Annotated in this window: 13 protein-coding genes; 6 read left to right on the top strand and 7 right to left on the bottom strand. The window is 57.9% G+C overall.

The window, feature by feature from the left end:
- Positions 1 to 4: 4 nt before the first annotated feature.
- Positions 5 to 847 carry an AraC family transcriptional regulator gene (locus tag NR795_RS14775; protein ID WP_144816628.1) on the top strand — a complete coding sequence of 281 codons (843 nt, stop codon included), beginning with the start codon at positions 5 to 7 and terminating at the stop codon, positions 845 to 847.
- A gap of 44 nt (positions 848 to 891) precedes the next feature.
- Positions 892 to 1,488 carry a LysE family translocator gene (locus NR795_RS14770; RefSeq protein WP_222890674.1) on the top strand — a complete coding sequence of 199 codons (597 nt, stop codon included), beginning with the start codon at positions 892 to 894 and terminating at the stop codon, positions 1,486 to 1,488.
- 2 nt (positions 1,489 to 1,490) lie between these two features.
- On the opposite strand, the gene NR795_RS14765 is transcribed toward NR795_RS14770, so the two are convergent.
- The 5 genes from NR795_RS14765 to aspA all read right to left on the bottom strand — a co-directional run bounded on the left by NR795_RS14765 (position 1,491) and on the right by aspA (position 7,088).
- Complete coding sequence (locus tag NR795_RS14765; RefSeq protein ID WP_144816850.1) at positions 1,491 to 2,066, bottom strand: transcriptional regulator; 576 nt, start codon at positions 2,064 to 2,066, stop codon at positions 1,491 to 1,493.
- 47 nt (positions 2,067 to 2,113) lie between these two features.
- A complete protein-coding gene (locus NR795_RS14760; protein ID WP_257758603.1) occupies positions 2,114 to 3,808 on the bottom strand; it encodes a protein-disulfide reductase DsbD in 1,695 nt (564 codons plus the stop codon).
- Positions 3,784 to 4,107 carry a divalent cation tolerance protein CutA gene (gene cutA, locus NR795_RS14755; protein ID WP_144816623.1) on the bottom strand — a complete coding sequence of 108 codons (324 nt, stop codon included), beginning with the start codon at positions 4,105 to 4,107 and terminating at the stop codon, positions 3,784 to 3,786. Before cutA ends, NR795_RS14760 begins: the two co-directional genes overlap by 25 nt.
- A gap of 124 nt (positions 4,108 to 4,231) precedes the next feature.
- Positions 4,232 to 5,533 carry an anaerobic C4-dicarboxylate transporter gene (locus tag NR795_RS14750; RefSeq protein WP_144816620.1) on the bottom strand — a complete coding sequence of 434 codons (1,302 nt, stop codon included), beginning with the start codon at positions 5,531 to 5,533 and terminating at the stop codon, positions 4,232 to 4,234.
- Between the two features lie 118 nt (positions 5,534 to 5,651).
- Positions 5,652 to 7,088 (bottom strand): aspartate ammonia-lyase, encoded by a 1,437-nt coding sequence (gene aspA, locus NR795_RS14745; protein WP_042388716.1) that lies wholly within the window; start codon positions 7,086 to 7,088, stop codon positions 5,652 to 5,654.
- Between the two features lie 303 nt (positions 7,089 to 7,391).
- Here aspA and NR795_RS14740 point away from each other — a divergent pair, with 303 nt between their 5' ends.
- Complete coding sequence (locus NR795_RS14740) at positions 7,392 to 7,862, top strand: FxsA family protein (RefSeq protein ID WP_144816618.1); 471 nt, start codon at positions 7,392 to 7,394, stop codon at positions 7,860 to 7,862.
- A gap of 50 nt (positions 7,863 to 7,912) precedes the next feature.
- Here NR795_RS14740 and yjeH read toward each other — a convergent pair whose 3' ends face one another.
- Positions 7,913 to 9,154 (bottom strand): L-methionine/branched-chain amino acid transporter, encoded by a 1,242-nt coding sequence (gene yjeH / locus NR795_RS14735; RefSeq protein WP_257758602.1) that lies wholly within the window; start codon positions 9,152 to 9,154, stop codon positions 7,913 to 7,915.
- A gap of 178 nt (positions 9,155 to 9,332) precedes the next feature.
- On the opposite strand from yjeH, the gene NR795_RS14730 reads away from it, so the two are divergent.
- The 3 genes from NR795_RS14730 to NR795_RS14720 all read left to right on the top strand — a co-directional run bounded on the left by NR795_RS14730 (position 9,333) and on the right by NR795_RS14720 (position 11,925).
- Entirely contained in the window at positions 9,333 to 9,626 is a 294-nt protein-coding gene (locus NR795_RS14730; RefSeq protein ID WP_042388708.1) for a co-chaperone GroES, read from the top strand.
- Positions 9,627 to 9,669: 43 nt separating this feature from the next.
- Positions 9,670 to 11,316 carry a chaperonin GroEL gene (groL, locus tag NR795_RS14725; RefSeq protein ID WP_042388705.1) on the top strand — a complete coding sequence of 549 codons (1,647 nt, stop codon included), beginning with the start codon at positions 9,670 to 9,672 and terminating at the stop codon, positions 11,314 to 11,316.
- Positions 11,317 to 11,571: 255 nt separating this feature from the next.
- Positions 11,572 to 11,925 (top strand): DUF4156 domain-containing protein, encoded by a 354-nt coding sequence (locus NR795_RS14720; protein WP_257758601.1) that lies wholly within the window; start codon positions 11,572 to 11,574, stop codon positions 11,923 to 11,925.
- A 105-nt stretch (positions 11,926 to 12,030) separates the two neighbouring features.
- Here NR795_RS14720 and epmB read toward each other — a convergent pair whose 3' ends face one another.
- Entirely contained in the window at positions 12,031 to 13,059 is a 1,029-nt protein-coding gene (gene epmB / locus NR795_RS14715) for an EF-P beta-lysylation protein EpmB (RefSeq protein ID WP_144816611.1), read from the bottom strand.
- Positions 13,060 to 13,063: the final 4 nt, after the last annotated feature.

Here is a 13,063-nt window from a genome sequence, read left to right as displayed (position 1 = left end):
TGATATGGCAGACTGGCTGGAGCTGCGGCAGCATGCCGATACCGGCATCGAAACCATCCGTGCACACTTTGAGGGGCACGCCTACGATCCGCACTGGCATGACAGCTACCTGGTGGGCATCACCCTGACCGGCACCCAGCAGTTTCACTGCCGCCGCGAGCGCCATCGCAGCACGCCGGGGGATGCCTTTCTGCTGGAGCCGGGCGAGATCCACGACGGCGACGCGCCGGTAGAGGGCGGCTTTACCTACCTGACGTTCTATCTCGATGACCGCTGGCTAAGCGACACCCTGCGCGGCCTGTACGATGCCACGCCTTCAAGCTACTCGCTGCACTTTGACCAGACCATCGCCCGCGCGCCGCAGCTGGTGAACACTATCGCCCAAACCTTCTTCACTCTGCATAACGATGAGATGCGCATCGTGCAGCAGGGCATGATGGATGGACTACTGAGCCAGCTGACCCATCACTGCCAGTGGCGCAAGCGCCTCTCGGCACAGCGTCAGAGCGCGGCCATAGCCCACCGGGCGAGGGACTATCTCTACGCTCACCGGGGAGAGAACGTCGGGCTGGACGACGTGGCGCGGGAGACCGGTACCGATCGCTTCACACTCACGCGCTGTTTTAAGCGCGAGTTCCACCTCTCGCCGCACGCCTGGCTGATCCAGCTCCGACTGGCGAGCGCCCGCGCCATGCTGGCAAAAGGGGAACAGCCAGCCAGCGTTGCGGCGGCGTTAGGTTTTGCCGATCAGAGCCACCTCGGGCGCTGGTTCCAGCGGGCCTACCGTCTCTCCCCGGCGCGCTACCGCAGCCTGTGCACAAATCTTCCAGACGCGACAGTGAAATAAGGCGACAGTCAGGACAACGATAATAAGGAGTCCTGCCTGTGAATATGTTCTATACCTGGTTGCCGTTTATGCTGTTTGCCTTCGTGGCATCGATCACCCCTGGCCCCACCAACATTTTAATCTTATCCAGCAGCCAGCGCTTCGGCGTAATGGCCACGCTGCCTGCGGTAGTAAGCGCCTGCGTGGCCGCCAGCCTGATTGTCTTGATCTCTGGCGCGGGCGCGGGGGAGGCGCTGAGCCACTATCCGCTGGTGCGGACGGGGATGAGTTGGGCAGGGGTGCTGTGGCTAAGCTGGATGAGCTGGCAGCTATTTCGTGCTCCGGCGACGGCGCTGGAGGGTGAGGCGCAGCGGCCCTTTAGCGTTCGGGCGGCAGCCATGTTGCAGCTGATTAACCCGAAAACCTGGATGATGGCGCTGGCGGTGGTGAGCCTGTTTGCGCCCCACGGAGCGCATCCGCTGCGGGAGATCGCCGTGATGGCGCTGCTGTTTCTGATTATCTCCCAGCTCTGCCTGACCGTCTGGGCGTTCGGCGGCAGAGCGGTGAACCAAATCTTTCGCACCCCCGCCTCGCTGGTCTGGTTTCAGCGGGCGATGGCGCTCTGTTTACTGCTCTCTGCGTGGGCGGGTCTGCTGATCTGATATCAGGTCAGCGCGCCGCCCATGCGGCACTGGGCAAAGCGAAGAATGTCCTCTGCCAGCCGGTAGGCGGTATCAACGTCGACCTGGCTACGGTTGACCAGCATCCGGCTGAGGCAGCCTTCCAGCACCAGCTCCATCTGCTTGGCGACCATCGCCGGATCGTCCACCTCCAGCGCCGTCAGCAGCTCGTGGGTGTAGTCGTATGCCGCACTTTTTTGCTGATCCGCCAGCTGATGGATCGGGTGGGCCGGATCCGGATAGATCGTGCAGGCCGCAATGAACAGGCAGCCCGGATAGCGATGGTTGGTGACGCACTCGGTAAGCGCCGTATAGCGGGCCAGCAGCTTCTGCTCTTTGCTTAGCTCATCGTTTAACAGCATCTGCCTGCGCCAGGCGTCAACCTGCTGGCTGAGGTGGCGCAGCGCATCATAATGCAGCGCCTCTTTATCGGGCCAAAAGCGCAAAAACTCGTCCAATGGATAATTAAGACGTTCGGCGATAATTTCGGGCGTCGTGGCAGCAAGGCCTTCGAGCTCAAGCCACTGCAATGTTTTCCCTAAGACGTCTTCACGTTGCACGGTGTTCTCCTGCGTTTTTAGAACCATTTTTCCACTCCTGGTGTAGTTTATGGCTGGCGATTGCGCAAATGTCTACTAAATGCTTCCGCGTCCATAAATCCTGCCACCCGTTGCGCAGGCTGCGCGTTGCCCTGGGCGTCAAAGAACAGAATTGTCGGCAGGCCCGGCACGCCAAGATGGCGAAGCAGGGCGGCATCCTCGGCGCTGTTGGCGGTCACGTCCGCCTGCAGCAGCACCGTCTCCTTCAGCGCCGCCTGTACCTGCGGATCGCTGAAGGTATACTTCTCAAACTCTTTGCAGGCCACGCACCAGTCGGCGTAGAGGTCGAGCATGACCGGTTTACCCTTGGCCTGTGCCAGGGCCTGGTTCAGCTCATCTACGCTGGCGATGCGGGTAAAGTTCAGGTGCGCCTGCGGGACGGAGGTGCTAACGCCAAACGCCCAGTCCTGTAGCGGCTTCGCACTGACCAGCGCCGCGCCCAGCAGGACGATCTGTAGCACGCGTATCCCACGCCGAGTACCACCCAAACAGGTGATAAACCCCCAGCTGAAAAACGCCACGGCGAGCAGCGACCAGAGGCGCAGGCCCCATGTCTCGCCCAACATACGCTCCAGTAAAAATACCGGCAGGGCAAGGATCGCAAAGCCAAAGGCGATTTTGACCTGCTCCATCCACGGGCCGCTTTTCGGCAGCAGGCGGTTGCCAAACAGCGTTACCAGGATGAGCGGGATGCCCATGCCGAGCGCATAAAGATAGAGGGTGCCGCCGCCGAGCCACAGGTTACCGCTCTGGGCGATATAGAGCAGGATAGCGCTGAGCGGTGCGGTGGTGCAGGGTGAGCAGATCAGCCCAGCGATGGCCCCCATCGCAAAGACGCCGCCCGGCGAGCCGCCCTGCTGGCGATTGCTCATCAGGCTCAGGCGCGTCTGAACAGATGACGGCAGCTGGAGGGTGAACAGACCAAACATCGACAGCGCCAACAGGGTGAAAATCACCGACAGGCCAACTAATACATAGGGATGCTGGAGCGCCGCCTGAAACTGTAGCCCGGCGGCGGCCACAACGAGGCCCAGCGCGGTGTAGGTGAGGGCCATGCCCTGCACATAGAGCACGGTCAGCAGCAGCGCTCGTCCGGTAGAGAGACGCGCTTTGCCCCCCAGCACGATGCCGGAGATGAGCGGGTACATCGGCAGCACGCAGGGAGTAAAGGCGATGCCAATGCCGATCAGCAGCGCCCACAGCGCCGAGAAGGGCAGCGCGGGCGCGGCCGTGGCCGTGACAGGGGCAGATTGATCCGGCACGCTATGCGCCAGCGGCTGCACCTCACTGATCGGCACAACCTTTGTCTCCGGCGGATAGCAGAAGCCCGCCGCCGCGCAGCCCTGCCAGGTGACGGTCAGCGTCGCCGCTTTGTTAGCCGAACGCACCGTCACCGGCAGGCTGAGCCGCTGGCGATAGATTTCGCTGGTGCCAAAGAATTCATCTTTGTGACTTTCGCCTTTTGGGAGCTGGAGCGGGGCGATCTCCGCCTGCGCGGGCGTGACGCTGATCTGCTGGCGATAGAGGTAGTAGCCCTCTTTGATCTGCCAGTTGAGCGTCAGGTCGTGCTCATTTTGCTGAAAATCGAAGGTAAACGCGCTATCTGCGGGAACAAACTTCCCGGAGCCGGGCGCGTCAAACAACCCGGCAAAGGCGGACGTACTGCAAAACAGCAGGATTAACGTAAGGATGCGTTGAGCCATGAGAGGTAATCATTGTCTCCATGTGCGACGGGCAGCACTAATAGTTCGGGGGTTTGATACGGATGGTGCGATTTCAGGCAGGCCAGCAGCGCCTCCTGATGGGCGGCGCTGCTTTTCAGCAGCATCTGGACTTCATACTCCTGCTCCAGCTTACCTTCCCAGTAGTAGAGCGAAGTAGCACCGGGCAAAATCGTCACGCAGGCGGCGAGTTTATCCGCCAGCACTTTCGCCGCCAGGTCCTGGGCGGTAGCTTCATCCGGGGCGGTACAGAGCACAACGACGGCATCAGGCGTATTCATCGGCAATCTCGTATCAGACGAAAAAAGCCACTATAGCACGCCGCTGGGCGCGGATTAATCAACCGGGCCGCCAGGCAGCCCGATTTTAACGACATTTACACCATCATGCCTGTTACAAAACAGGCTACAAAACAAGGCCGCCAATCACGAAGCCCAAAATGACGCACAGGGCGATGGCGATCACGCCGGGGATCAGGAAGGCGTGGTTGAAGACATATTTGCCGATGCGGGTCGAGCCGGTGTCGTCCATCTCTACCGCCGCCAGCAGCGTCGGGTAGGTGGGCAGCACAAACAGGGCCGACACGGCGGCGAACGAGGCGATGGCGGTCAGGGGGGTAACGCCGAGCAGCAGCGCGGCGGGCATCAGCGCTTTGGTGGTCGCCGCCTGGGAGTAGAGCAGGGTGGCAGCAAAAAAGAGTACTACTGCCAGCAGCCACGGATAGCTGTGGAGCAGGTCGCCTGCCACGCTCTGGATATCCTCAATGTGGGTTTTCACAAAGGTGTCCCCAAGCCAGGCCACACCCAGCACGCAGATACAGGCGCTCATCCCGGATTTAAACGTGCTGGCGTTAAGTATCTCCCCAGTGTCTATCTTGCAGCTCAGGCAGATCAGCGTGGCGATGGTGAGCATGAAGACCACAATCGCCTCGTTGCGCGGCAATACCGGATTGGTAATCAGCCCCACCGTCGGGCTGATAATGGTGGCGTAAACCATCACTGCGACAATGCCGATCAGAAACAGCATCACCGAGCGTTTGGCGTGAGGCTTAAGCTGAAAAACCTGATTTCCGCGCAGCTTCACTTCACCCTTGGCCAGCCGCTCCTGATAGACCGGATCGTCTTTTAGCTCTGCGCCGAGGAAGTTACACACCACGGCGGTGAGCATGATAGCGATCAGGGTAACAGGAATGCAGATCGCCAGCAGGGTCAGGTAGCTAACGCCCAGCGGTTCGAGGATCCCGGCGAAAAACACTACCGCCGCGGAAATGGGCGAGGCGGTAATGGCGATCTGCGAGGCTACTACGGCGATAGAGAGCGGGCGAGAGGGGCGAATGCCTTGCTCTTTTGCTACCTCGGTGATCACCGGCAGGGTAGAGAACGCGGTGTGCCCGGTACCGGCGAGAATGGTCATAAACCAGGTCACCAGCGGGGCGAGAAAGGTAATGTATTTAGGGTGACGGCGCAGCAGGCGCTCCGCCAGGCTAACCAGGTAGTCCATCCCCCCGGCCACCTGCATCGCGGCAATCGCAGCGATCACCGCCATGATAATTTCGATAACGTCAAAGGGGATCGCGCCAGGCTTGATCTGGAAAAAGAGCGTCAGGACGAGCACGCCAAGCCCACCGGCAAAGCCGATGCCGATCCCGCCGAGTCTGGCACCTAAGTAAATCGCCAGCAGGACAATCACAAGTTCCGCAGCAAACATAGTTGGCTTCCTTGATGTGTTTACAAGTTGATATTGATTTGTTGAATTTTAGTAGCGCCCAGAAACAAAAAGGCACGTCATCGCTGACGTGCCTTTGAGGTCTTACCCGGTTGAACGGTTACTGTTCGTTCTCATCTGTATACCGTTTTGCTTTATAAGCCGGGTGCATCAGGTTTTGCGCCGAGAAGATATCATCCAGCTCCGCCTCGGTCAGCAGGCCGCGTTCAAGCACGACCTCACGCACGCTCTTGCCCGTTTCGGCACAGATTTTACCCACAATATCGCCGTTGTGGTGACCGATAAACGGGTTAAGGTAGGTAACGATGCCGATTGAGTTATAGACGTAGCTCTCGCATACCGCTTTGTTGGCGGTAATACCGTTGATGCATTTCTCCAGCAGGTTGTAGCAGGCATTGGTCAGAATATGGATTGACTCAAACATTGCCTGGCCGATGACCGGCTCCATCACGTTGAGCTGCAGCTGGCCAGCTTCGGAGGCCATGGTGACCGTGATGTCGTTACCGATCACCTTGAAGCAGACCTGGTTCACGACCTCTGGCACGACCGGGTTGACCTTCGCAGGCATGATAGAGGAGCCAGCCTGCAGCTCCGGCAGGTTGATCTCATTCAGGCCAGCACGCGGGCCGGAGGAGAGCAGGCGCAGGTCGTTACAGATTTTAGAGAGCTTGACCGCCAGGCGCTTCAGCGAGCTGTGAACCATGACGTATGCGCCGCAGTCGGAGGTGGCTTCGATCAGATCTTCCGCCGCAACCACCGGCAGGTTGCTGACTTCCGCCAGCTTCTGTACCGCCAGCTGCTGATAGCCGTCCGGGGTGTTCAGACGAGTACCGATCGCCGTTGCCCCGAGGTTGACCTCCAGCAGCAGTTCGGCGGTGCGCAGCAGGTTGCGCGTCTCTTCATTGAGCAGAACGTTAAAGGCGTGGAACTCCTGGCCCAGCGTCATCGGCACTGCATCCTGCAGCTGGGTGCGACCCATTTTCAGAATGTCTTTGAACTCAACGGCCTTGTTCTGGAACCCTTCTCCGAGCTGGTTAATGGCATCTACCAGCTTAACGATAGAGGCGTAAACTGCAATGCGGAAACCGGTCGGGTAGGCGTCGTTGGTGGACTGGCACTTGTTGACGTGGTCGTTCGGGTTCAGGTACTGGTAGTCGCCTTTCTGGTGGCCCATCAACTCAAGGCCGATGTTTGCCAGCACTTCGTTGGTGTTCATATTCACGGAGGTACCCGCGCCGCCCTGATAGACGTCGACCGGGAACTGATCCATGCATTTACCGTTATTCAGGACTTCATCACATGCGGCGACGATGGCATTGGCCACGCTTTTGGGAATGGTGTGCAGCTCTTTGTTTGCCAGCGCTGCGGCTTTCTTGACCATCACCATGCCACGTACAAATTCAGGGATGTCGCTGATTTTGTTGTTGCTGATGTAGAAATTCTCAATCGCTCTCAGAGTGTGGATGCCGTAGTAAGCGTCCGCTGGTACTTCCCTTGTGCCCAACAAATCTTCTTCGATACGAATGCTGTTTAACATGTGAACCTTCTTTTTCAAGCTGCGAATGAATGTACTAAACACACAGTACATCTGGGGTTTTGTGTGTTTGCTGACCGACGATTATTTCCTTAATCGGCCACGTACCCGGGATCATATGCTGATGATAGCGAAATGCCGTAATCTGGATCACTTATTATCTTAGTCGTTGCGTTAGTTTTAATAATTTGTGAAATGCATCACCGGGCAGAGATTTTCAGACAACCTGGCGTGCAATCCTATTGAATTATGCCTATTAAGCACCATCTCAGTAAGAAGCACGCCGCAAACCTACAGGAGACGCCAGTGCGCTGGATACCACTAATTGCAATATTTTTATACGTTTACATCGAAATCTCGATTTTTATCCAGGTCGCCCACGTCTTTGGCGTCCTGCTCACGCTGGTGCTGGTGATCTTTACCTCAGTCATCGGTATGTCGCTGGTGCGAAACCAGGGCTTTAAAAATATTTTACTGATGCAGCAGAAGATGGCCGCCGGAGAGAGCCCCGCTGCGGAGATGATCAAGAGCGTATCGCTGATGATTGCCGGGCTACTGCTGCTGCTGCCGGGCTTCTTTACCGATCTGCTCGGCCTGCTGCTGCTGCTGCCACCGGTGCAAAAATTACTGACCCTGCGCCTGCTTCCGCATCTGCGTTTCTCCCGGATGCCGGGTGGCGGTTTCAGCGCCGGTAGCGACGGCGGTCAGACTTTTGACGGCGAGTACCAGCGCAAGGACGAGTACCGCGACCGTATCGATCATAAAGACGATAAATAACCAGCGGCCGGGTAAGCGCAGCGCTGCCCGGCGTTATTTAATGCATAATTTTAATGGGCACTGCCGCGCTTGGGTAAAAACCACCACAGCGCCGCCAGCATAATAGTGGCATACAGGCTCTTCCAGCCCACCATCGCCAGCAGTAGCAGACAGAGCAGGCCGCCCACCGCCGCCAACGCGCGATAGCGCCCCTTCAGCAAACGACATCCCGCCAGCATACACAGCAGATAGATCATGATGAAAATGCCGTTGGCGTAGATAATCAGCGCGTCGAGGTTGATCTCCAGCGCATAGATAACCAGCGTGCTGATAACGCAGCAGATCAGCACCGCATTCAGGGCATTAAAGGGGATCTGGCGTTTTGAGAGCTGTGCCAGGCGACCCTGCGGGTTGTACATCGCCTGTGACCAGACCAGACGGGCGAAGCTCTGAATGTAGATGTTAAGGCTGGCAAAGCAGGCCAGATAGCCAATTACGCAGGCGATCCACAGCGCCTTCTCACCAAACAGCTGCACCACGATCCCCGGCAGGGAGGCTGCGGCAGCACGATCGACGCCATACGCGTCAAAGTGCAGCACAATCACCGTGCAGGCCCAGTAGACGAAGCCGGCCAGCAGCAGGCCAATCATCAGCGCGCGGGGGAAGTCCCGTTCCGGACGCTTGAATTCAGAGGCTAAGTGGGCAAACGCTTCCAGACCCACGAAGCACCAGAACATCACCGACAGGGCGGCAAACAGGCCAGACGCATCGACCTCCTGTGGGGCAGGGAAGGGAATTTCAGCGACCGTAAGATCGCCATACCACCAGACGGCGGCGATCAGCGCCACGATTAGTCCAGCGACCAGGGTTTGCAGATTGGCGCTGGAGCTGGCCCCCCGCGTTCCCACCGCCCATACCAGCAACAGCGTGCCCAGCTCCGCCATTAGCAGCATTGGACCGTGCCAGCCAAACAGCGCCTGCCAGAAGCCGGCGGCAATGTGCAGTGCGGCGGGCAGTCCCACCGGGATCACCGACAGAAAGAGCCAGCCCGTGACGCGTTCAAGACGCGGACCAAACGCCATGCCGACAAAATGGGCCACGCCGCCCGCGCTGGGAAAGTGCCGCCCGAGCAGAGCGAAGACAATCGCAATGGGGAAAACCAGTACAATCAGCACCGGCCATGCCCACAGGCTGTTGTTGCCCGCCACCAGCGCCGCCAGCGCCGGTACGGCAAACACGCCGGTACCTAACAGTGAGGTCGATAACAGCCCCACGCCCTGAGCCAGTCCCAGCTCCTGTTTTAAGCCACTCATCTATTATTATCCTGCCCCTGTCCAAAGAGCGATGATGGTAACATTTTCACAAATTTTTTTTCGTTGGCCCCTTGAAGGGTGAAAGCCCCATCCCCATCTCTCTCGTCACCAGCCGGGAAGCGAAAAGGAACCGGCGTCATCCATAACCGATACTGACTTTCTCAAAGGAGAGCTATCAATGAGTATTCGTCCACTACATGACCGTGTCATCGTCAAGCGTAAAGAAGTTGAGTCTAAATCAGCTGGCGGCATCGTTCTGACCGGTAGTGCTGCTGGTAAATCTACTCGTGGCGAGATCATCGCTGTCGGTAAAGGCCGCATCCTCGAAAACGGATCCGTGCAGCCGCTGGACGTGAAAGTCGGCGACATCGTTATTTTTAACGATGGCTACGGCGTGAAAGCAGAGAAAATCGACGATCAGGAAGTGCTGATCATGTCCGAGTCTGACATTCTGGCAATTGTTGAAGCGTAATCCACGCGCGAACTGAACCATACGCATTTAAGGGAAAAAGAAAATGGCAGCTAAAGACGTAAAATTCGGTAACGACGCCCGTGTGAAAATGCTGCGCGGCGTAAACGTGCTGGCAGATGCAGTGAAAGTGACCCTGGGCCCGAAAGGCCGTAACGTCGTTCTGGATAAATCTTTCGGTGCACCGACCATTACTAAAGATGGTGTTTCCGTTGCACGTGAAATCGAACTGGAAGATAAGTTCGAGAACATGGGCGCGCAGATGGTGAAAGAAGTGGCCTCCAAAGCGAACGACGCTGCGGGCGACGGTACCACCACTGCAACCGTACTGGCTCAGTCCATCATTACTGAAGGCCTGAAAGCCGTTGCTGCGGGCATGAACCCGATGGATCTGAAACGCGGTATCGATAAAGCCGTTATCGCCGCCGTTGAAGAGCTGAAAACCCTCTCCGTACCGTGCTCTGACTCCCGTGCTATTGCTCAGGTAGGCACCATCTCTGCTAACTCCGACGAAACCGTGGGTACCCTGATCGCGCAGGCGATGGAAAAAGTGGGCAAAGAAGGCGTGATCACCGTTGAAGAAGGCACCGGTCTGCAGGACGAGCTGGACGTGGTAGAAGGTATGCAGTTTGATCGTGGCTACCTCTCCCCTTACTTCATCAACAAGCCGGAAACAGGTTCTATCGAACTGGAAAGCCCGTTCATCCTGCTGGCTGACAAAAAAATCTCCAACATCCGCGAAATGCTGCCGGTGCTGGAAGCCGTTGCTAAAGCGGGTAAACCGCTGCTGATCGTTGCTGAAGACGTTGAAGGCGAAGCGCTGGCGACCCTGGTAGTGAACACCATGCGCGGTATCGTTAAAGTTGCTGCGGTGAAAGCACCGGGCTTCGGCGATCGTCGTAAAGCCATGCTGCAGGATATCGCTATCCTGACCGGCGGTACCGTAATCTCTGAAGAGATCGGTATGGAGCTGGAAAAAGCAACCCTGGAAGACCTGGGTCAGGCAAAACGCGTTGTGATCAACAAAGACACCACCACCATCATCGATGGCGTGGGTGAAGAAGCGGCGATTCAGGGCCGTGTTTCTCAGATCCGTCAGCAGATCGAAGAAGTGACCTCTGATTATGACCGTGAGAAACTGCAGGAGCGCGTAGCGAAACTGGCAGGCGGCGTAGCGGTAATCAAAGTCGGTGCAGCTACCGAAGTTGAAATGAAAGAGAAGAAAGCCCGCGTTGAAGATGCCCTGCACGCAACCCGTGCTGCGGTAGAAGAAGGCGTGGTTGCCGGTGGTGGCGTGGCGCTGATCCGCGTAGCAAGCAAACTGAGCGAGCTGCGTGGCCAGAACGAAGACCAGAACGTCGGTATCAAAGTTGCGCTGCGCGCAATGGAAGCACCGCTGCGTCAGATCGTGCTGAACTGCGGTGAAGAGCCGTCAGTTGTTGCCAACACCGTGAAAGCAGGTGACGGTAACTACGGTTACAACGCGGCGACCGAAGAGTACGGCAACATGATCGACATGGGTATCCTGGATCCGACTAAAGTGACCCGTTCTGCTCTGCAGTACGCGGCCTCCGTTGCCGGTCTGATGATCACCACCGAGTGCATGGTGACCGACCTGCCGAAAGCTGACGCGCCTGACTTAGGCGGCGCTGGTGGTATGGGCGGCATGGGTGGAATGGGCGGCATGATGTAATGCCCCCCTCCGCCCGGCATCCTTCAGGCCGCAGGTGTGTTGGCTGCGTTCACGCACCCCAGTCACTTACTTTAGTAAGCTCCTGGGGATACGCGACCTTGCCGCCTTCCTGCAACCAGAATGATTTGGGCGGGCATCCGTCATAATGAGAAACCCTCGGGCAGAAATGTCCGGGGGTTTTTCTTTTGGTCATCTTTTTAGTATAAGGTTTAGACACGGACAGGTTGTGTCCAGCTGATAACAACGAGGAATAAAATGCGCATGAAAGTTTCTGCAGGGATCGTAGGTGCGGCACTGCTGCTGGCGGGCTGTAGTTCTGGCAACGCCCTCACCGCAGGTGGGCAGAGCGTTCGCTTTGTTGAAGATAAGCCGGGCGCGGAGTGTCACTATATTGGCACCGCGATGGGCAAGCAGAGCAACTGGCTCTCAGGCCAGCACGGCGAAGAGGGTGGCTCCATGCGCGGCGCGGCGGTAGCGCTGCGTAACCACGCCGCTGAGATGGGTGGCAACGTCCTCTACAGCGTTACCAGCCCTACCCAAGGCTTTATGTCGAGCTTTGTGCCGACCGCCAGCGAAATGAACGGCCAGGTCTATAAGTGCCCGAACTGATTAGGGGCGGTGCGTTTGGTAGGCCCGGTAAGCGTAGCGCCACCGGGCGTTATGATACTGACGCTGCAACGCCGGGCGGCACTGCGTTTGCCCGGCCTACGGGGGCTAGCTCTGCCTGAGCTGTAAATCCAGCGGCGTTTTGCTCGGCTCGCCGCCGATCTCCCGTGCCAGTCTTGGCACCATATAGCCTGATACCAGCGTCAACAGCTCGCGCATAATCTGGCGGGCTTCATCATCCGTCACCATAAAGTGCGCCGCGCCCTGAACCTTATCCAGCACGTGCAGGTAGTAAGGCATCACGCCCGCATCAAACAGCGCGTTGCTGAGATCCGCCAGCGTCTGGGCACTGTCGTTAACGCCGCGCAGCAGCACGCTCTGGTTAAGCAACGTCACGCCCGCAGCGCGTAGCGTTGTCATGGCCTGGCGAAACGACGAATCAATCTCCTGAGCGTGGTTAATGTGGTTAACCAGTAGGATCTGCAGTGACGAGCGGGCAAAGCGTGACGCCAGCGCGTCGGTGATGCGCGCCGGGATCACAATCGGCAGCCGACTGTGAATGCGCAGGCGCTTCACGTGCGGGATAGCCTCAAGCTGGGTCAGCAGCCACTCCAGTTCATGATCTTTTGCCATCAGCGGATCGCCGCCGGAGAAGATGATCTCATCCAGCTCAGGATGCGCGGCGATATAGTCCAGCGCGGCCTGCCAGTTGCGCTTGTTGCCCTGATTATCGGCATAGGGGAAGTGGCGACGGAAGCAGTAGCGGCAGTTTACCGCGCAGCCGCCCTTTACCAGCAGCAGGGCGCGGTTACGGTATTTATGCAGCAGTCCGGGGACAACGCTGTGCTGCTCATCAAGCGGATCGGTGCTGAATCCGGGGGCGGCAACAAACTCCTCCTGCGAGGTAAGTACCTGTCTTAGCAGCGGATCGTTGGGGTTGCCACGCTCCATTCGCGCGACAAACGCTCGCGGGACGCGCAGGGCAAACAGGCGTTTCGCCGCCCGTCCTGCAAGCAGATTTTCATCGGCGTCTATATTTAACAGACGCAGTAGTTCATCCGGATCGGTAATTACATCGGCAAGTTGTACTAACCAATCTTCTCTGGATGGGGTATTTAGGGTTACAATATGCGCCATTTTG

Source organism: Pseudescherichia sp. L3 (genome assembly GCF_024656065.1).
Taxonomy (GTDB): domain Bacteria; phylum Pseudomonadota; class Gammaproteobacteria; order Enterobacterales; family Enterobacteriaceae; genus Pseudescherichia.
Note: the sequence above shows the minus strand (reverse complement) of the source record. Positions and strands in the feature narration are given on the sequence as shown.